This is a genomic window from Acinetobacter sp. M5A5_2a, from assembly GCF_053345265.1.
Map to the genome: position 1 here is coordinate 257,190 of NZ_JBKEZV010000006.1, position 20,611 is coordinate 277,800.

Genomic DNA, 20,611 nt, shown 5'->3' on the forward strand with positions numbered 1-20,611 from the left:
TCACTTCCTAAAGCTTAAACCTCAAGTGCCTAATTGCAAGAGCAAATTACCACTTTTTAACTCTAAAATGGTTTCACCATTATCATTTTCGATGAGTGTTCCATAGTTCACTAAATGATAAAAAGACTGACGTTGAATAAGGGCATTAATTCCAAAACGCACATGCACATAAGGACGCAATTCCCCGTCATATTCACGCATAAAAATTGGATGTTCAGCATCGACCAAAATCACATCTTGATTCGTCGTAGTCAGTTGTAAAAACTGATCACCTGAAATTTCAACCTGATCTACCTGATTGACTAATAAAGGTTCATCTTCGACCTCAATTTCAATTTGTTCTACGGGGGTTTTCAGGTAGAATTTACCCTCTTCTTTCCATAGGACTTTGGTAAATAGATCTAATAGGGCTTGGCGCTTAATCAATTGACCTTCGTGCCACCATTCTCCATTGGCTTTAACCGTCAAATCCATTTTGCCGCAATGCTTTGGATGCCACTGCTCTAAAGGTGGAATTGACCTTTTGTGACTTTGCTGTACACCTTTTAAGTATTGTGCAATGTTCATTAAGTTTTTATCATCAGATAACGGTATTTTTCCCATATCCGATGGGGAATTATTTTGATTTACCATAGTTTATGCCTTGCTGACGAAAAAATATGACGACTCAGCCAATTGGCTAGATCATGGTTTAAAACTATACTAGCCAAAACGATAAAAGGCACAATAGCATATTTGCGCCTATGGATTAAAACACTCACGGCAGCACCGAATTTCTGAATATGACGGTTGCCACCTTTAAGTATTGAGGAGTCCTACATGGAACACATCGAACGTGAATCGATGGAGTTTGACGTTGTCATCGTAGGTGCAGGACCTGCAGGTCTATCTGCTGCGATTAAGATCCGTCAATTAGCGATTGAAAATAACTTACCCGATCTTTCTGTTTGTGTAGTTGAAAAAGGCTCTGAAGTAGGTGCGCATATCTTGTCTGGTGCTGTGCTTGAGCCACGTGCCATCAACGAACTTTTCCCGAACTGGAAGGAAGAAGGTGCGCCTTTAATCGTACCTGTAACTGAAGACAAGACTTTCTTCTTGTTATCAGACACCACATCTAAAGAAGTGCCTCACTGGATGGTTCCTAAAACCATGCATAACGATGGCAACTATGTTATCTCTCTAGGTAACGTGGTTCGCTGGTTAGGCCAAAAAGCTGAAGAATTAGAAGTATCTATCTTCCCTGGCTTTGCTGCATCTGAAGTGCTTTACCACGAAGACGGTACTGTAAAAGGTATTCAAACGGGTGACATGGGTATTGGTAAAGATGGCGAACCAACGCATAACTTTACACCAGGCTATGAACTTCACGCTAAATACACCCTCTTTGCTGAAGGTTGCCGTGGTCATTTAGGCAAACGCCTAATTGCGAAATACAACCTTGATAAAAATGTTGATCCACAGCACTACGGTATCGGGATTAAAGAGCTTTGGGAAATCGACCCTGCAAAACATAAACCGGGCTTAGTCATGCACGGTGCAGGTTGGCCATTGGCTGAAACAGCTTCTTCTGGTGGCTGGTGGTTATACCACGCTGAAAACAACCAAGTAACTTTGGGTATGATTGTGGACTTGTCTTATGAAAATCCACACATGTATCCATTTATGGAAATGCAGCGCTGGAAAACTCATCCACTGATTAAACAGTATTTAGAAGGTGGTAAGCGTATTTCTTACGGCGCACGTGCCGTAGTGAAAGGCGGTTTTAACTCACTGCCTAAATTGACTTTCCCGGGCGGTTGCTTGATTGGTGATGATGCAGGTTTCTTAAACTTTGCAAAAATCAAAGGTTCACACACTGCCATGAAATCAGGCATGTTATGTGGTGAAGCTGTATTTGAAGCCATTGCTGCTGGTGTAGAAAAAGGCGGAGATCTTGCCATCGCACGTGTTACTGAAGGCGAAGATTTATTCACTAAAGAATTAACATCATACACTGACAAATTTAACAACAGCTGGTTAAAAGAAGAGCTTTACAACTCTCGTAACTTTGGTCCAGCAATGCACAAGTTTGGTCAGTGGATTGGTGGTGCATTTAACTTTATCGACCAGAATGTCTTTAAAGTGCCATTTACTTTGCATGACTTGAAGCAAGACTTTGCTGCATTGAAAACCGTTGATGCAACCAGCTTCAAGCCAAACTATCCAAAACCGGATGGCAAGTTGACTTTTGACCGCTTATCTTCTGTGTTTATTTCAAACACGGTTCATGAAGAAAACCAGCCAGCTCACTTGAAGCTGACTGATCCTTCAATTCCAGTGAATGTGAACTTACCGAAATGGGATGAGCCTGCACAGCGCTACTGCCCAGCTGGTGTTTACGAAATCATGGAAGATAATGATGGTTCTAAACGCTTCCAGATTAACGCAGCGAACTGTGTTCACTGTAAGACCTGTGATATTAAAGACCCATCTCAAAACATCACATGGGTAACGCCAGAAGGTGGTGGTGGTCCAAACTATCCAAACATGTAATAGAACAGTTACCTTCGCTGCAAAAGCATAGCTTTTGCACTTGCGGCAGGACAAAGCGCTGCTTTGTTCTTCCTGCCTCAGGTGGTGGTGGTCCAAACTATCCGAACATGTAATACAAAAAAGCCCCGATTATTCGGGGCTTCTTATTGGAATTCGCTTATTGAAAAGGCGGTATTTTTGCTACGTTTAAATTAAGATTCTTTTTATAAAAAATAAATGTGCCTAATAAAAATAGGCCAAGAAAACCAAAGTTTCGAGCTAAATCGAAGTACCAATCCGATTTACCAAACAATAAATCAATAACTAACATAAGCCCCATAAAACTTGTATGCAAAATCAGACTCATCTTTATTTTTGGTTCGGGAGCAAAATGTGTATTTCTATAACCTAATAGAATTGAGCCAAAAATAACAACAGTAACTAAAATAATGGTAGCAACAGTTTCAGATAACCAAGAAGTCTCTATATGTAATAAACCAGCAATGCAGAAAAACCAAAGAAAAATAAATAAGCTTCGTTTCACAAAATATTCATTCATTTTTATGCGTCATTGATATACATCATTTTATAGATTATATAATGATTCTTATTTGTAAAAAATTATCATTTCAAATTAAATTTGAATTATTAATGGCTTCTAATAGTTTTTATTAGAAGCCTTATTATTCTATTACCCTTTCTTCACTAAGTAATGAAATTCTTTATGACCATTTTCATCTAAGCGCTCTTCTTGCAACAACAACTCATGGCCTAAATGCATACAAAATTTAGGAATATCCCACGAGGTCGAGTTGTCTGTTGCGAAGACTTCAACCACATCACCAGATTTAGATTTGCGGATGGCTTGATGCAACATCATGACAGGTTCAGGACAACGTAAACCACGTGTATTAATTTGGACAGTAGGTGAAATGGATTGTTCCGACATAACAAACTCGAACAAATAGAATTTTCACATTTTAGCATAAACAAATTACTGACCTGTTAACTGTAACTGGCTTTTACATAACAATATACGTTTTGTCTTTTAGCTGGTTTTATAGATGCATATGCATCTTTTCTTCGGTATGATTCAAAGTATTCATTTGATAGATTGAGTCTTTAGGAAAGATCATGCAAGAGGAACCAAGTCCATCGTGGGGAATGCGAGGCTTACGTAAATGGTTAGGTACAGCACCAGAAACCCGTGATGAATTATTAAAATTAGTCCAAAATTCACGCCGCTTTTTAGAACCAGATACTGTTGCCATGCTTGAAGGTGTTCTTGACCTTCCTGCTACAAAAATTCGTGAAGTCATGACACCACGAACAGCAATGATCAGTTTGCAAGAAGATGATCAGTTACTTGATATTCTTGATGTACTGGTCGAGTCTGCTCACTCACGCTTTCCAGTCTTCTCTTCTGATCAGCCTGATAATGTTGTCGGAATTTTGCTCGCAAAAGATTTGTTGCCATTTCTGACTGAACCGAATACCAAAGTCGATATTCGAGTTCTTATGCGTCAGCCCTTATTTGTTCCAGAAAGTGCGCGTTCCGATCAGGTACTACGCATGTTGAAACATACTCAGACTCACATTGCGATTGTGATTGATGAATATGGTTCAACGGCTGGTCTTGTTACGCTTGAAGATATTCTTGAAGAAATCGTTGGCGAAATCGAAGACGAACATGACACTGCTGATGAAGATGCTCAGTACATTGTTCCTGACAATGACCATACGGTAGCAAATGCATGGATGGTGCAAGCACTTACACCAATTGAACATTTCAATACTGTTTTAGATGCTGATTTTTCTGACGATGAAGTAGAAACTGTCGGCGGTTTATTGCTTCAAGAGATTGGTCTGGTAAGTGATTTACAAGGTCAAACTGTTGAGCTTGGAAATTGGTTATTTACAATCGTTGAAGCAGATGCCCGCACTATTCATCTGATTCGAGCTGTACGTCAATGAGAGCATACTTTGAAAAGCTGTTAGATTCTTCGCAACAACAAAAACAGCTTCCTTTAATTTTTCCTTTACTCATTGCTTTATTTTCAGGTGCCGTATTCAGTTTTTCACTGGCACCTTATTATTGGTGGTGGTTGGCAATATTATCTCCTGCCCTACTCTATGCATCATTACATAAACGCTCAGCCAAACAAGCTTTTGCTATTGGCTGGAGTTATGGCTTTGGTTTATGGTTTGTGGGAGCTTTCTGGCTCTACACGTCCATCCATGTATATGGCGATACCAATGCGTTTCTAAGCGTTTGTATGATTGCCATTATGGCCCTTGTGATGGGTCTGTTTACCGCATTTCAAACTTGGGTTTACCGACGTTTCTTCCCCGAAACACCACTGACTTTCGCACCACTCTGGATTGTTTTCGAGTGGGCAAAAACTTGGGTATTTACAGGTTTTCCATGGCTGTTTGTAGGTTACGCGTTTACCGAACGTTTACTTGATGGTTATGCACCTCTATTCGGTATTTATGCAATTTCCTTTGTCGTCATTGTATTAGCCTGTGCTTTAGTTGAAGTTCTGCGTAAGCGTATTTTCTGGGTTATCCCTTCTGCTCTGTTAGTTTTGGGCGCGTGGGGAGCATCATATATACAGTTTGTAAAACCTAAAGCTGCTAAGCCGCTTAGTGTTTCTCTCATTCAAGGTAACATTCCACAAGATTTAAAATGGCTAACAGAATATCAAGTTAGAACATTAGAAATTTATGCTGGTTTGACTCAATCTGAATGGGGCCGTGACTTAATTGTATGGCCTGAATCTTCAATTCCACTCTTCCAAACCGATATCGAACCGTTTTTGGATGCAATGGATGCACAAGCTAAAAAGAACCACACTGCATGGGTAACTGGAATTCCTTACTGGGATGTTACCAAATCACATGAAGTCGGTAGTCCACTGTATTACAACAGTATTATGGCTTCTGGAAGCGATGCCAGTGGTCTATATAAAAAGCAGCGTCTTGTGCCTTTTGGTGAATACATCCCTCTTTCAGGTCTACTCTCTTGGGTATTACCAGCCATGCAAAATGATATTAGCATGAGTGGTTTTACACGTGGCGAGAGGGACCAAAAACCACTTATGATTAAGGGGCACGCGCTTGCCGCTGCGATTTGTTATGAAGTGGCTTATCCAAACCTCACCCGACGTAATGCAGAAGACAGCGACTTTTTAGTGACTGTATCTAATGACGCTTGGTTTACTGGCACTGCTGGACCATTGCAACATTTACAAATGGTACAAATGCGAGCTAAAGAAAATGGCCGCTGGTTTATCCGTGCAACCAATACGGGTGTAACTGCCTTTATTGATCAAAATGGTCATATCACTGAACAAGCACCGATCGATAAAGAGTTTGTCTTGAGAGGTGATTTACCAGCCATGCAAGGTCAAACGCTTTATAACCGTTTAGGTGATTATCCAATTTTAGGATTTGCAGTATTACTGCTGATTTTAGGTTGGGTTTATCGTCCACGTAAAGTTGACGTTTCTTTTAAATCCCGCCGCTAACTTACAATAACTTTGTACCCAGAGGCACTTCAAACTCTGGGATACAAAGTGCAACGTCACCATCTGCATTATGAAAACCTGTCACCAAACATTCTGACTGAATAGGACCAATTTGTTTTTTAGGGAAATTCACTACAGCAACCACCAACTTACCAACTAAATCTTGTGGCTGATAGAGTTTAGTAATCTGCGCACTCGATTTACGTACCCCTAACTCTTCACCAAAATCTACATGCAAAATATAAGCAGGGTTACGTGCCTTTTCGAAAACTTCAGCTTGAATAATTTTACCCACGCGAAGCTCTACTTTAAAAAAATCATTCCACTCGATTTGTTCCATTTACTTTTTCTCATGTTCTTAAACATCTGATTTGAAGCATATAATATGTACAAATAAAGAAACACCCTCTTTTTATTTCCAGTTTTCAAAATTCGTGCTAAATTAAATCTGCTCATCAAAAAGCCGTAAACGTTTACGTCAATCAACGTGCCAACATACCTCCAACAATGCTTGGAGCTATTTGTTCAAAATATTTTTATATTTTTGAATGGCACTGGCGTTTGTTGGTTTACGGAGTCAAAATGCAAAACTCAAAATCTTTGTTTAGTTTTAAAAAACTTCCAAATCGCTATACATCTATCGTTTTACCCTTTCTTCTATCGATCATTATGACGTTTGTGGTTTCGATGATTAGTACATTACGAAGTTTGGGATTAGAAGAATTTTCCATTTATGTATGGATGTCTGCATGGGCTATTTCTTGGTTAATTGCTTTCCCAACGCTACTTTTTATATTGCCTGTTGTGCGTAAAATTACAGCAATGCTAGTACAACAGCCTGCTTAAATTAAAAAAAATAAAACGTAGATATTCAGTCTACGTTTTATCTAAAAATTTGGTTTTAAAATATTATTAAAAAGCGATCGATAATTGCAAAGATAAATAAGCAACTAAACTCGATAAAAAGACCATTGGTACATAACGATAGGCTTTAAAAAGCAATTGCTCATATTTAGTGGATATTTGTTTAGCTTGCCAGACACTCGCTTTTAATGCAGTAAAGAAGCTCACCATTAACCATGCACTCACAATACTTAATGCAAAGAAACCAATCATAATTTGGCTACTTCCTTCGGTATTAAGCCATAGCTTTAAAAAAACTTCGGCAATCGGCAATAAACCCAAAATCAATAGGACAGACTTCAGCATTACCCAATGAAACTGAGTCAGTTCATCTACTATGAGAAATGCTTTCATTTAATCTCTCCTTTTAATGTAATAAAGTGCTTTTTATTTATTATGCAAAGCTTTTATTTAAATATATAGCTTATTTTTCTCTACATTTTAACTTTCTTGTAACTATTAAATATGGGAATAATTCTTATTATAAGTCTCAAATATAACTATTAACTTTATTTTATATTTTTCAAAAACTTACTATATTTTCGTGATTAAGAAAGATTATCAATTCGTATTTATCAGTTTATCTTTTTAAACGAATTGATAATCTCCATTATATTTTCAATTAAGGTTGGTAATAAATATCTGCATCATTACCTTCACCGCCCTCTTTGCCGTCTGCACCAAACGAGTACAAATCAAAAGCTCGGCTATCTGCACCTGGAATTACATATTGAACATCATTTTTCCAACTATCTTTAGGATAACCACCTTTAACATATCCACCCGGCATCCAATTTTTTGCTGTAGCAGGCTGATTCACTAAAGCATCTAGTCCACCTTCTTGCATTGTTGGGAAATGACCGTTATCGAGCTTGTACTGATCTAAAGCACCAGCTACACCTTTTAATGTAATTTGAGTGGTATCAATTTTTGCTTTTTCACTACGCCCCATGACATTTGGTACGATTAGCGCTGCTAACACGCCTAAAATTACAATCACAACCATAACTTCAATGAGGGTAAAGCCTGAGGCACGTTTCATTCGAACACCGTTCGAACGTGCCGCAAGTCCGAAAGCTACGCTTGAGGAGCAGTCATTTAATAAAGAGCTATGCTCGGAATGGCACGTTGGCTCAAACTGATTTGAAACCGCAGATTCACTGTGTTGTTCCATCGCTGTTTCGCTTTGAATATTTTTTACTTTCATCATTATCTCTAATATCAAAGTTATTAAATCATATTGTTCATATTTACGATTGGCAGCATAACCGCGATTACAATAACCAGTACAATGCTTGCCATTAAAACCAGCATAAGCGGTTCAAGTAATGCCAGTAAGGTTGAAATAAATGTTGTAACCTCACGGTCTTGCATGGTCGATGCTCGTTCTAACATCCGGTCGAGCTCACCTGATGCCTCACCACTTCGAATCATTTGTACCATCATTGGTGGGAAATAACCACTGCGCTCAAGCTGCGTACCCAAGTTACCACCTTCTGTAACACGCTCAGCCGCATGGGCAATTGAATCGCGTATGACCCAGTTATTGGTGACGGCTGCACCAATTTTTAAGGCATCGACCAACGGCACGCCTGAACGGGTCAAAATAGATAAGGTACTGGCAAATCGTGCAGAATTAATACCACGTGACAGTTTACCGAATAATGGCAATTTGAGTGTTAATCGATCAAAAGCATAATGCCCAGCTGTTGTTTTTAGAAACCGTACAAATGCGACAATTCCCACAACTGCAAAAATAATAATAAACACCCACGCATGGCGAATAAAATCGCTCGCTTTCATTAAAGCGACCGTAATCCACGGCAGTGCATCTTTGTTCTGATCAAAGGTTTTAACAATTTCTGGCACAACAAAAGTCATTAAACCCATGACAATAGCAAATGACATCAGCATTAAAATGATCGGATAAATCATGGCGCCCTGAACTTTCTTTTGCATGGCAAAACGGTTTTCGGTGTAATCCGAGAGCTGATCTAAAATCAGATCTAAATGCCCCGAACGCTCACCAGCAGCAACTGTTGCAATATAGAGATCTGGAAAACGTCCAGATTGCTGCATACCTTGAGCCAATGAGTGTCCTTCCATGACTCGCGAACGAACAGACGATAAAAGATTTTGCACATGCGCTTTTTCACTTTGCTTGCTCACCGCACGTAAAGCTTCTTCTAAAGGAATTGCGGCTGCAACCAAAACAGAAAGTTGTCTGGTCATGAGTGCCAAATCATAGGCACTGAACTTTTTTTGAAATAACCCCTGACTCTGATGTTTATCTTTTTGTTCAACAGGGTCAACGCTAATTGGTGTCCATGCTTTATCGCGTAATTGTTGGCGAATCTGGCGTGCTGAGTCTCCCTCAAGCACTCCTTTTTGCTGCTTCCCTGAAGCATCAATGGCAGTAAATTGATATGCAGGCATGGTAATGTTCTAATTTTCCAAAAATAATAGTCGCTGCTGTTGCATCTATGCTACGCAATCATTCATATTCATTCTATAGCCTGTGTAGAATACCCAAGTCCTCTTCACGACGCTATGCCGTTTTTTAAAATTGACGAAATGAGCCTCTATGACCATAACGCCAAAGCCTGATTCAGTTGTTTATCGTGTGCGTGTTGCCGTACCTGTGCATCTGTACGACACTTTTGACTATACACTCACCGAAGCACAATATGAACGGGCTCAAGTAGGCTCACGCGTCGCTATTTCATTTGGGCGACAAAACCTGATTGGTATCATCACTGAAAAAGTGAATCCACATGAGCCATTTACAGGCAAATTTCAGCTTAAAGCCATTTCTGAACTTTTAGATGAACAACCTATTTTAGATGAACAAGTTTTAAGTTTATTGACATGGTCTGCACAATATTACCAATTTCCAGTTGGCGAGGTCATGCAAACCGCCCTTCCGGCTATACTGCGTCAGGGCAAACCGATGGACGTTTTGTTCCATCTCTGGAAAATTACTCCATGCGACAATGTTGAGGCACTGCTTAAACGCTCAGTGAAGCAACAAGATGCTTATCAGATTTTAAAGTTACATCCCTCTGGAACAACAGAGAACATTCTCAATTTAAGTGGCGTAGAAACTGCAACACTTAAAGCGCTAGAAAAGAAAGGTTTGGTTGAATGTACGCTTGAACCACACGACTTTAGCCCTACACCTGTTCAATTGGCACAAATGCCGCTCACGCTAAATGAAGACCAAAAGCAAGCAACTCAACAGGTTATTAAAGCACAGCATCAATACCAAGCATTTTTGCTAGATGGCTTAACGGGTAGCGGTAAAACTGAAGTTTATTTACACATCATGCACGAGGTGCTAAAGCAAGGTAAACAAGTACTGGTTTTGGTGCCTGAAATTGGTTTAACTCCTCAAACCATTTCTCGTTTTAAGTCTCGTTTTAATTGTGATATTGCTTTATTGCACTCTGGCCTTAACGATTCCAAACGGTTACAAGCATGGCAGCAGGCACAGACCGGAAAAGCATCTATTATTTTAGGGACACGCTCAGCGATCTATACACCGCTGCCACGTTTGGGCTTAATCATTTTAGATGAAGAACATGACCTGTCTTATAAACAGCAAGAAGGCTTCCGTTACCATGCACGTGATGTCGCACTATACCGAGGACACTTACAAAGCTGCCCAGTGATTTTAGGTTCGGCAACACCAAGTATTGATAGTTATTATTTGGTCGAAACTGGCAAGTTAACTTCACTGCAACTCAACAAACGTGCTGGACATGCACTTTTGCCCAAAATGCATTTGATCGATCTTAAAATTGTCAAAAAACAGCATGGAATTAGCCAGCCTCTTATTGAACAAATCAAACATACTTTAGCGAGAAAAGAACAGGTTTTAATCTTTTTAAACCGTCGTGGTTATGCACCTGTACTGGTCTGTGAGAGCTGTGGATGGCAAGCCAATTGTCCACATTGTGATGCACATTTTACTTTGCATACCCAGCCTTATTCTTATTTACATTGCCACCACTGTGGAACCATTCATCGCTTACCAGATCATTGTCCTGAGTGTCAGCAAAAGAGCTTAAAAACACTAGGCGCAGGAACAGCTAAGGTCGAAGAACATTTACAAGAATTATTTCCAGAGCATGACGTGATTCGGGTTGATCGTGACAGTACCAGTCGTGTCGGAAGCTGGCAAAAAATCTATGATCGCATTCATCAAAACAAGCCAACAATTTTGCTCGGTACGCAAATGTTGGCAAAAGGTCACCATTTCCCACATGTGACTTTGGTTGCCATTTTAGATATTGATGCAGGGTTACTCAGCGTAGATATCCGTGCACCAGAACGTACTGCGCAATTGATTGTTCAAGTGGCTGGCCGTGCAGGCCGTGGTGAGCATAAAGGCCATGTTTATTTGCAAACATTAAGGCCAGATCACCCACTCCTAACCACACTCATCGAAAAAGACTATCGCGCGGTTGCCAAACAAACATTGGCTGAACGTAAAGTTGCTTTGCTACCGCCTTATCGCTATGCAGTACTCATACGTGCAGAGTCGAAAGATCGAGACTATACCTTGCATTTTTTAAATGAAGCTGCTGAGCAACTTCGCCAAGTTGCAGGTGAGATTGTTGATATTTGGGGACCTATTCCAGCACCGATGGAGCGTAAAGCTGGGCGGTATCGTGCACACATGGTGATTTTATCTGCCGACCGCGCTCGTCTACATTTTTACTTAAGACAGTGGTGGTCTCAATTAGTCCATGCACCAAGGCAGCATCAACTCAGGCTATCAATTGATGTTGATCCACAAGAATTTAATTAGATGATTTGAATATCATGGTGTGAAGACGTCTTTTTCGTTTTACACTTAAAAGAGACTAATACATTCGAGGCAATGGATGTCATTCCTACTGCAAGCAACTATCTTTCTTGGAGCTTCTCTGATTTTAGTCCCTCTTGGCAAACGCCTAGGGATTGCAACAGTTTTAGGTTATTTATTTACAGGAATACTTCTGGGTCCTAGTGTTTTAAATATTGCTCATGACCCTGAAGCAATTATGGAACTTGCCGAATTCGGTGTCATTTTATTGATGTTCCTGATTGGCTTAGAATTAAGGCCACAGCGTTTGTGGGAAATGCGTGACTCTATTTTTGTAATGGGAAGTCTGCAAGTTCTTATTAGCGGTGGCGTTCTTATGCTGATCGTACTCTTCCTATTTCAACAGCAACTTGCTGTCAGCTTTGTGATTGGTTTTGCGCTGGCACTGTCTTCTACAGCGTTTGTATTACAGCTTTTGACTGAAAAACAGCAACTCAACACGACCTATGGTCAGCAGTCTTTTTCAATTTTATTATTTCAAGATATAGCTGCGATTCCGTTACTTGCAATTATTCCATTACTCGCAGGAACAGAGTCAACCCATCATGGGATCGCTTATTTTGCGGCTATCATCGCAACATTCACTGGTCTATTTCTATTTAGTCGTTATGTGATGCGTCCATTTTTCCGTTTTGTTGCCAAAAGTGGAGCAACTGAACTCATTACGGCGGTAGGATTATTTATTATTCTTGCTGTTGTCTTGCTGATGGATACATTAGGAATTAGCACGACATTAGGTGCTTTCCTCACAGGCGTATTATTAGCAGATTCCGAATTTCGTCACGAAGTTGAAGCCAGTATTGCACCGTTTAAAGGTCTACTGCTTGGCCTATTCTTTATGACCGTGGGTATGACTACTCAACTGTCACTACTCATTGAAATGCCGTGGCTTATTATTGGTGGAGCAATTGGCTTACTGGTCATCAAAACGCTGATATTGACCGCCATTGCACGCTATAAAAAATACAGTTGGAATAACAGCCTACTATTAGGAACTTGTTTAGCTCAAGGCGGTGAATTTGCTTTCGTCATTTTAAGCTTAGCTAAAAGTGAAAAGATTTTAACTCAAGCTTTATTAGAACCTGTGACGCTTATTGTGACTTTGTCGATGGTACTCACACCAGTGATTTACTGGGTGATGGCATACAAGGTCATTCCACTTTTTAATAAAGAACGCCCGCCTGAGTATGATGAAATTCCTCAGCAAGCAAACCCGATTATCATTGCTGGTTTTGGTCGGTTTGGACAAATTATTGCGCGTATTGCCCGCCTGCAACATCTAGGGTTTACCGCAATTGATAACAATCTTCATCAAGTCGACTTTGTCAGACGATATGGCGGATCACTTTATTATGGTGATGTGACCCAACCAGATTTACTGCGTTCTGCGGGTATTGAAAAAGCCAAAGTATTTATTTTAGCGATTGATGATGTCGAAGATTCTATGAATGTGGCACGTCATCTCAGATTAAATTATCCAAACTTAAAGTTATTGGCTCGTGCTCGTGACCGCCACCATGTACATCTTTTAAGAGATTTAGGAGTTGAATACATTTGGCGTGAAACGTATTTATCTTCATTAGGTATGGCTTATCGTGCCTTGCGAGAACTCGGTATCTCTGATGAGCAAGCCTATAACAATATCGAAATCTTTCGGGATTATGATGAGAAATTGCTCATACAACAGCAAAGTATTTATACTGATGAACAGAAGATCTTTGAAACACATCGTAATGCTTTAGCCGAACTTGAACATCTATTTGAAAGTGATGCTCAACAACAAGCCACGTCAAAACACGATGTGAATTTAAAGCGTCATTTACAGCCAAATCGCATCGACATTACACGAGATCATCTAGAATAACTTGAGATTTCGAAGAATGGCTATATTAAGGACTTATTCACATTGCCTAAATAATTGGACAATGGACACCAAGCTGTCCTTTGTCCTACTTGCGGCTTCGCTGCATTCCCTAAGCTTGATTAAAAAGAAATTGTTATAATCTGCTTAGGGCCCTGGAGAATATTATGTCTGATTTACGCCAACGCTTTTATATAGAGAACTTTCCTGTTCGTGGGGAAGTCGTTCATCTAGAAGAAGCACTACAAACTATCTTAGCTCAACGTGACTATATGCCTGCCGTTAAAATTCTGCTAGGTGAAATGTTGAGTGCGACTGCATTACTTGCAAGTACACTAAAAATCAAAGGCCGTATCAGCTTGCAAATCCAGGCTAGCGGCACCTTTAAATGGGCAATGGCTGAATGTAATCATTTAGGTGAAGTTCGTGCTTTAGCCGATTATGAAACCGATCCACGCTTCATTGAAGCAACAGACAGCAGCACAGTTCTCGGCGCTTTAGTTAACCCAGTTTTATTTATCAATATTGAACCGGAATTTGGCGAGCGTTACCAAGGCATTGTACCTCTTGATCAGGCAAATTTAGCGGGTTGCCTCATGCAGTATTACGACTTATCTGCACAAATTCCAACTCGAATTGTGCTAGCGAGTACTGCTAAGCGCTCTGGTGGTTTACTCATTCAGCTTTTACCACGTCATGATGACGAAGAGCAAAAGTTGGTTGATGAAGATTTATGGCCACGCTTGACCATGTTGACCGAAACATTAAAAGCTGAAGAGCTCACCAATTTAGATGCAACCGAGATCTTATATCGTTTATATAACGAAGAAGAGGTTCGTTTACCAGAAATTGAAGCACTCAAATTCGGCTGTACATGTTCAAAAGAGCGCTGTGCAAATGCGCTGATTCAAATTGGTGTAGATGCTGTTCATGAAACGTTAGAAGAACAGAACCCTATTCGTATGGACTGTCAGTTCTGTAACACGCAATATACCTTTACCGCTGAAGAAGCTTTAGCATTATTTGGTGAGCATTTGAGTTAGTAGTTAAACTTTATAAAAAGGCGGATATACCGCCTTTTTATTTATCCTTATTTTTTTGATGATCGTTTTCAATATCTTATTTTAAATAAGATAATATAAGATTACTTTATAGCCCAATAAGTAAGATTCTTATATTCCATGAATTATTTTGATTATTTTCTATTTATTTTTAGCGTCATTATTATGATTGCTACCCCCGGCCCTGTCATGATTTTAGTTGCAAGCGCTGGACTTAAAGGTGGATATAGAAAAGCACTTGAAACGATTTTTGGGACCAATTTAGCCTCACTTATTTTAATTTTTATTTCAGTACTCGTTTTAAAGGGAGTACTGAGTGTTAACGATAGTTATCTCAATATTATCCGTATCTTAGGCTGTCTATATATTGGATATTTAGGTTTCACTATTCTTAAAGAAGTCATTCAGGCACCTCATCCAGAAGCGATACAAACAGTTTCGGCACAAAATGGTGGCTTCAAAAAGGGCTTTTTTGTCGGAATATCCAACCCGAAAGATATTATTTTTTTCTCGGCTTTCTTTCCGCAATTTGTTTCTATTACACCACAGCTCAACCTAAGTTTAACCATACTCACCCTGACATGGATTGTTTTAGACTTCTTAACTTTATCTCTTGTTTATGTATTTTTCCGCCGTCTTTCTAATAGCCATTTATATCCAAAAATATTAGGGCTTTGCGGCCTATTACTTCTATTGATTGCTATTTACGGCTTGTACCAAACTTTTATCTAACTAATGAGAGGTATAGTCTTAATTTATCTATACCTCTTTCTCTCAATCTTATTTTGTAATAGAACAACTCTTATACAATCTAGCTTATTGAAAACTCTAAAAATCGTTTCATAATGAAATAAACCACACCATCCTGATAAAACATTATGGCTAAAAATTATTATGAAGAATTAGGGGTTACACGCAAAGCCTCTGCTGATGAAATTAAGAAAGCTTATCGAAAATTAGCTCGTAAATATCATCCTGACATCAGCAAAGAAAAAGATGCCGAAGAAAAGATGCAGGCAATTAATGTTGCCTACGACACGTTAAGCAATGCAGAAAAAAAAGCTGAATATGACCAGTCATTAGATCATCCACAAGGTTTTAATAACTTTGGTCAGGGTGCTGCGCAAGGTGGTTTTGATGGAGCACAGTTTTATCGCCAAGGCTTTACAGGTGGTGAGCAAGCAGACTTTAGCGGTTTTGAAGATTTATTTGGTCGCTTTGGTACAGGATTTGGTGGTGGTCAACAGCAACATCAGAGACAACAGCGTAGTTATCGCGGTGAAGATCAACATGCCAGCATAGAGGTCGATCTTGATATTGCCTATCATGGATCAACGCAACAAATTACCCTGCAAATTCCGACTGTGAATGCGTATGGCGAACCTGAAGTTCAACGTAAAACCCTTCAAGTCAAAATACCAAAAGGTATGAAAGAAGGTCAGCAAATCCGATTAAGTGGACAAGGACAAAGTGGTATCAATGGCGGTGCTAACGGCGATCTCTATATTGAAATCCAGTATAAAGATACAGACCGCGTTCATGTCGAAGGCAGTGATGTATATTTGACTGTAGATGTCGCTCCGTGGGAAGCAGCGTTAGGTCAAGGTATTGAAGTAAAAACACCAGCTGGATCTTTGCATGTCAATTTACCTCACAATGCAAAACAAGGACAACAGCTACGTTTAAAAGACAAAGGGATACCTAATAAAACACCAGGGCATCTATACTTAATCTTAAATATTGTATTTCCACCTGCACATTCTGAAAAAGAAAAACAAGCCTATCAGCAACTGGCTGAAGCCTTTGCTTCATTCGAACCTCGTTCATCTCATTAGGGAGCAAGATTATGACAACCATTCATTATCGAGAAATTGTATATGACGGCCATACCTTTAGTGCTGAGGTCGTTGATGAACAATCCACATTTGATCTACAACAATTCGCTCAAGCTTGTGGTCAAAGTCCCGACTGGATTATTCAGCTAATTGAATATGATATTTTATCGGTCAATACCGCACCTGAAACCCATCAGTTTATGGGCGAAGATGTCTCTCGTGCTCGTAAAGCTTATCGTCTACAACGTGACTTTGACGCAAGTTTGGCGGCAGTTGCAGTGATGCTAGATTTGATTGATGAAGTACAACAACTTAGAAAACAGTTGAAGCATTTTCATTGATATTCTTTTTTCTAAATAACCTTTCAAATAGGTATGAACTAACGTGATGGCGGCATGGATGCCGCCTTTTGGACTGCGGGAACATGGATGTACCGTCAGTCCAATAAAGGGGTTTTGTTACTTTTGCCCAGTCAAAAGTAAGGATACGCCGATATAAAAATATCTAATTAATCCCTATATTTGAGGCAATACTAACAAATCAACTTTACTCATTTTTGAAAATCACTATTACTTTAACCGAGTAATCTTCTCCACTTCCTTCAAAGTCTGCTTAATCGGTTCATATTCCAAAAACCAAAATAAATTCATCCGATCTTGACGATGCTGTTGGGCCAATAAATCAATGACGCTTCGTTCACCTCGCCCCACCAAATGCTGTCGATAAAAATAGTACAACAGAAAAATAGTACTAAGCAGCATGACCCCGAGCATAATCCAGAAACCAACTGGCGATTTAAGACCAGGAATAAACTCAAAATTCATTCCATAAATACCCGTTAAAAGGGTAAGAGGTGCAAAAACGGCGGTGATAATTGCAAGAATCCGCATGTTTTCATTGGTCTGGTTCGCAATGGCTGAAAAATGCAGATCAATTGCGGACTGAATTGCGCTACGCAATCGCAAAGTATGTTTTTGAATACGTTCAACATGACTCATTAAATCATTTAAACGTACCAGTAAAATATCTTGTGAATTATGGATATGCTTGCCAATCACATGGTGGTAATTTTCTACGATTTCATCTCTAAACTCTTGCAAGCTTTCAATTTGCTCCTCGCATAGATTTTCCACTTGCTGAAATGCCATATTTTCATGGAATAGTTGATGCCATTGTTTAAAACGACGATTACCCTGAAGCAATTGCTGTTGCCAATGCTCGACTCTTCTCGTCAATGGCGAGCGGATATCAAGATAGCCATCAATCATGCTGTTTAACAACCGTAACGATAAATCGATCGGTGAATTTGGTAATTTACGGGTTTTATTTTGCTCTTCTAAAGTTCTACATAAAATGTTATCAAGACGTTGAATATAATTTTCAATAGACTTGTTTCCCGGCTCACGCACACTAATCAGCACATCTGGCGTCAAAATAAAGCTAATTGGTGTAGTCGCCAAACCAAAAACACTGTCTTGGGATTCAGCATGTTTAATTTCATCATCAGGCGTAACTAGCTTTTTAAAAATCAGTAAGTCATATTCTTCAAGCGTGTCAAAGGCGCAAGGATGTTCAATATTCGAGATATCCCGCATATGAAACTCATTAATAACTACGCCTGAAAGCTTTTGAATCTCTTGTTGCCATTCTTCATTATGATTGACGACATCCGTTCTGAGACTATCAATCCAGAAAAACTCTAGAACATGTTCACTATGCTGCTCGCGGCTTAAAAAGACATAGCCCTCAGCTTGATGGCGATAAAAGTAATAAACCTGCATACCACGATGATCTGTTTTGTATTACTTGCATCATGCCATAAAAAAAGTCCGCATCAAGCGGACTTTTTCATGTCACTAGAACAATTATGCTTGTTCAATGTCTTTCATAGTCAATTTAATACGACCACGATTATCAACATCAGCAACTTGTACTTTCACTTCCTGACCTTCTTTAAGAACATCAGTTACGTTCGCAATACGTTCATTTGAAATTTGCGAAATGTGAAGAAGACCATCAGTACCCGGCATGATGTTTACAAACGCGCCGAATTCTACAATACGGATTACTTTACCGTCATAGATTTTACCTGGTTCAACTTCAGCAGTAAGTGCTTGAATTTTTGCAATCGCAGCACGAGCAGCAGCTTTAGTTTCACCAAATACACGAACTGTACCATTGTCTTCAATATCAATTGCAGCTTTAGTTTCTTCAGTAATGGCACGAATCGTTGCACCGCCTTTACCAATAACATCACGGATCTTGTCTGGATTGATGTTAATGACTTCAAATGTCGGTGCATGAGCGCTGATTTCAGGACGAGCACGTGAAATGACTTTATTCATTTCGTTAAGGATGTGCATACGACCAGCAAATGCTTGGTTTAATGCAACTTCCATAATTTCTTCAGTAATACCTTCAATCTTGATGTCCATTTGAAGTGCAGTAATACCGTTTTCAGAACCTGCTACTTTAAAGTCCATGTCGCCTAAGTGATCTTCATCACCCAAGATGTCAGAAAGTACTGCAAAACGCTCACCTTCTTTTACTAAGCCCATTGCGATACCAGCAACTGGTGCTTTAAGTGGAACACCCGCATCCATAAGAGATAATGACGCACCACATACAGAAGCCATTGAAGATGAACCGTTAGATTCAGTAATGTCAGATACAATACGAATAACATACGGGAAGCGGTCAGCAGCAGGAAGAACTGCTTGAACACCACGACGTGCTAAACGGCCATGACCAATTTCACGACGTTTAGGACCAGATTCACGACCAGTTTCACCTACAGAGTATGCAGGGAAGTTGTAGTGCAACATGAAATTGTCAGTTTTCGTACCTGACAATGTATCAACCATTAGTGCATCACGAGTATTACCCAAAGTTGTTGTTACCAACGCTTGAGTTTCACCACGTGTAAATAATGCAGAACCGTGAGCACGGTCTAATACACCAACTTGAACGTCGATACCACGAACAGTTTTAGTATCACGGCCATCAATACGTGGTTTACCTGACAAGATGTTGTCACGTACTGTACGGTATTTAAGGTCTTCAAATAATTCGTTTACTTCGTCAGCAATACCAGTTTCGTCATTTTCAGGAACGAACTGAGCTACAGCTTCTGCATAAAGTGCATCAAGTGCTGCATAACGATCTTGTTTAACCGCAATCGTATATGCTTCAGAAATTTTAGCTTCGAAAGCTGCTTTTAATTGCTCAAGAAGAGCTTCGTTTTTGCTTGGAGCAACCCAAGTTGATTCAACTGCACCAGCAGCAGCAGCAAATTCTTTAATTGCTTGAACAGCAATTTGCATTTCGTCATGACCGAAAAGTACAGCACCTAACATTTGGTCTTCTGAAAGTTCTTTCGCTTCAGATTCAACCATTAGTACCGCAGATTCAGTACCCGCAACCACAAGATCAAGATCACTTTCTTTCAATTGTTCGTGGGTTGGGTTAAGAATGTATTCGCCGTTGATTAAACCAACACGTGCGCCTGCAATTGGACCACGGAATGGAACAGCTGCAATTGACATTGCAGCTGAAGCACCGATCATTGCAGCAATGTCAGCATCCATAGTCTTATCAGAAGAAACAACAGTCGCTGTCACTTGGATTTCGTTATAGAAACCTTCTGGGAACAATGGACGAATTGGACGGTCAATAAGACGTGAAATTAAAGTTTCAGCTTCAGACTGACGACCTTCACGTTTACCATAACCACCTGGGATACGACCCGCAGCATATTGTTTTTCTTGATAGTTAACTGTTAACGGGAAGAAGTCCTGACCCGCTTTTGCTTTAGGTTGAGCAACTACTGCAACTAAAACAGTTACGCCGCCCATTGTAACTAAAACTGTATTTGCTTGACGTGCAACACGACCTGTTTCTAAAACAACAGTGTGTTGACCATATTGGAATTCTTTACGAACGATATTAAACATTGACATGTATTGTATTTTCCTAATTTTATTCTAGTGAGACCCCTAAGGTTTGGCATTCAGACTACACCGATTGGTAGATAAATGACA

General features: G+C 39.7%; 19 protein-coding genes. 10 read left to right on the plus strand and 9 right to left on the minus strand.

Annotation, left to right across the window (positions count from 1 at the left end; translation table 11 throughout):
• Nucleotides 1–21: 21 nt before the first annotated feature.
• Entirely contained in the window at nucleotides 22–633 is a 612-nt protein-coding gene (locus ACLBWE_RS09995) for a DUF1285 domain-containing protein (RefSeq protein ID WP_132070979.1), read from the minus strand.
• Nucleotides 634–819: 186 nt separating this feature from the next.
• On the opposite strand from ACLBWE_RS09995, the gene ACLBWE_RS10000 reads away from it, so the two are divergent.
• Nucleotides 820–2,532 carry a 4Fe-4S dicluster domain-containing protein gene (locus tag ACLBWE_RS10000; protein WP_447602624.1) on the plus strand — a complete coding sequence of 571 codons (1,713 nt, stop codon included), beginning with the start codon at nucleotides 820–822 and terminating at the stop codon, nucleotides 2,530–2,532.
• Between the two features lie 157 nt (nucleotides 2,533–2,689).
• Here the strand turns inward: ACLBWE_RS10000 and ACLBWE_RS10005 are convergent, their stop codons facing one another.
• Together ACLBWE_RS10005 and tusA are read right to left on the minus strand one after the other, a co-directional pair.
• Nucleotides 2,690–3,070 (minus strand): hypothetical protein, encoded by a 381-nt coding sequence (locus ACLBWE_RS10005; RefSeq protein ID WP_005037112.1) that lies wholly within the window; start codon nucleotides 3,068–3,070, stop codon nucleotides 2,690–2,692.
• Nucleotides 3,071–3,202: 132 nt separating this feature from the next.
• Entirely contained in the window at nucleotides 3,203–3,460 is a 258-nt protein-coding gene (gene tusA / locus ACLBWE_RS10010; protein WP_005037115.1) for a sulfurtransferase TusA, read from the minus strand.
• Between the two features lie 185 nt (nucleotides 3,461–3,645).
• On the opposite strand from tusA, the gene ACLBWE_RS10015 reads away from it, so the two are divergent.
• A complete protein-coding gene (locus ACLBWE_RS10015) occupies nucleotides 3,646–4,485 on the plus strand; it encodes an HlyC/CorC family transporter (protein WP_004794939.1) in 840 nt (279 codons plus the stop codon).
• Complete coding sequence (lnt, locus tag ACLBWE_RS10020) at nucleotides 4,482–6,041, plus strand: apolipoprotein N-acyltransferase (RefSeq protein ID WP_348949739.1); 1,560 nt, start codon at nucleotides 4,482–4,484, stop codon at nucleotides 6,039–6,041. Before ACLBWE_RS10015 ends, lnt begins: the two co-directional genes overlap by 4 nt.
• A gap of 1 nt (nucleotide 6,042) precedes the next feature.
• On the opposite strand, the gene ACLBWE_RS10025 is transcribed toward lnt, so the two are convergent.
• On the minus strand, nucleotides 6,043–6,381 hold the full coding sequence (locus tag ACLBWE_RS10025; protein WP_198496458.1) for a tRNA-binding protein: 339 nt from the start codon (nucleotides 6,379–6,381) through the stop codon (nucleotides 6,043–6,045).
• Between the two features lie 242 nt (nucleotides 6,382–6,623).
• Between ACLBWE_RS10025 and ACLBWE_RS10030 the strand changes: the two genes are divergently transcribed.
• Nucleotides 6,624–6,887 carry a DUF2798 domain-containing protein gene (locus tag ACLBWE_RS10030; protein WP_198496457.1) on the plus strand — a complete coding sequence of 88 codons (264 nt, stop codon included), beginning with the start codon at nucleotides 6,624–6,626 and terminating at the stop codon, nucleotides 6,885–6,887.
• Between the two features lie 66 nt (nucleotides 6,888–6,953).
• On the opposite strand, the gene ACLBWE_RS10035 is transcribed toward ACLBWE_RS10030, so the two are convergent.
• The 3 genes from ACLBWE_RS10035 to gspF form a co-directional block, all read right to left on the minus strand.
• Nucleotides 6,954–7,298, minus strand: a complete 345-nt coding sequence (locus ACLBWE_RS10035) for a hypothetical protein (protein ID WP_003654643.1) — start codon at nucleotides 7,296–7,298, stop codon at nucleotides 6,954–6,956.
• Between the two features lie 268 nt (nucleotides 7,299–7,566).
• A complete protein-coding gene (gene gspG, locus ACLBWE_RS10040; RefSeq protein ID WP_198496564.1) occupies nucleotides 7,567–8,151 on the minus strand; it encodes a type II secretion system major pseudopilin GspG in 585 nt (194 codons plus the stop codon).
• A gap of 23 nt (nucleotides 8,152–8,174) precedes the next feature.
• Nucleotides 8,175–9,380 (minus strand): type II secretion system inner membrane protein GspF, encoded by a 1,206-nt coding sequence (gene gspF / locus ACLBWE_RS10045; RefSeq protein ID WP_005045048.1) that lies wholly within the window; start codon nucleotides 9,378–9,380, stop codon nucleotides 8,175–8,177.
• A 148-nt stretch (nucleotides 9,381–9,528) separates the two neighbouring features.
• On the opposite strand from gspF, the gene ACLBWE_RS10050 reads away from it, so the two are divergent.
• The 6 genes from ACLBWE_RS10050 (at nucleotide 9,529) to ACLBWE_RS10075 (ending at nucleotide 16,912) form a co-directional block, all read left to right on the plus strand.
• Nucleotides 9,529–11,757: a primosomal protein N' gene (locus ACLBWE_RS10050; protein ID WP_017391354.1), complete on the plus strand. Its 2,229-nt coding sequence runs from the start codon at nucleotides 9,529–9,531 to the stop codon at nucleotides 11,755–11,757.
• Between the two features lie 76 nt (nucleotides 11,758–11,833).
• Complete coding sequence (locus tag ACLBWE_RS10055) at nucleotides 11,834–13,678, plus strand: monovalent cation:proton antiporter-2 (CPA2) family protein (RefSeq protein ID WP_447602629.1); 1,845 nt, start codon at nucleotides 11,834–11,836, stop codon at nucleotides 13,676–13,678.
• Between the two features lie 164 nt (nucleotides 13,679–13,842).
• On the plus strand, nucleotides 13,843–14,718 hold the full coding sequence (gene hslO, locus ACLBWE_RS10060) for an Hsp33 family molecular chaperone HslO (protein ID WP_004640903.1): 876 nt from the start codon (nucleotides 13,843–13,845) through the stop codon (nucleotides 14,716–14,718).
• Nucleotides 14,719–14,856: 138 nt separating this feature from the next.
• Nucleotides 14,857–15,468 carry a LysE family translocator gene (locus ACLBWE_RS10065; RefSeq protein ID WP_045436893.1) on the plus strand — a complete coding sequence of 204 codons (612 nt, stop codon included), beginning with the start codon at nucleotides 14,857–14,859 and terminating at the stop codon, nucleotides 15,466–15,468.
• Nucleotides 15,469–15,614: 146 nt separating this feature from the next.
• Nucleotides 15,615–16,571, plus strand: a complete 957-nt coding sequence (locus ACLBWE_RS10070) for a DnaJ C-terminal domain-containing protein (RefSeq protein WP_348949752.1) — start codon at nucleotides 15,615–15,617, stop codon at nucleotides 16,569–16,571.
• 11 nt (nucleotides 16,572–16,582) lie between these two features.
• A complete protein-coding gene (locus tag ACLBWE_RS10075; protein WP_045436891.1) occupies nucleotides 16,583–16,912 on the plus strand; it encodes a chaperone modulator CbpM in 330 nt (109 codons plus the stop codon).
• 228 nt (nucleotides 16,913–17,140) lie between these two features.
• Here the strand turns inward: ACLBWE_RS10075 and ACLBWE_RS10080 are convergent, their stop codons facing one another.
• The gene (locus tag ACLBWE_RS10080; protein ID WP_198496454.1) at nucleotides 17,141–18,352 is read right to left on the minus strand and encodes a magnesium transporter CorA family protein; all 1,212 of its coding nucleotides are present in this window, start codon (nucleotides 18,350–18,352) and stop codon (nucleotides 17,141–17,143) included.
• Between the two features lie 84 nt (nucleotides 18,353–18,436).
• Nucleotides 18,437–20,524: a polyribonucleotide nucleotidyltransferase gene (pnp, locus tag ACLBWE_RS10085; protein ID WP_336166121.1), complete on the minus strand. Its 2,088-nt coding sequence runs from the start codon at nucleotides 20,522–20,524 to the stop codon at nucleotides 18,437–18,439.
• Nucleotides 20,525–20,611: the final 87 nt, after the last annotated feature.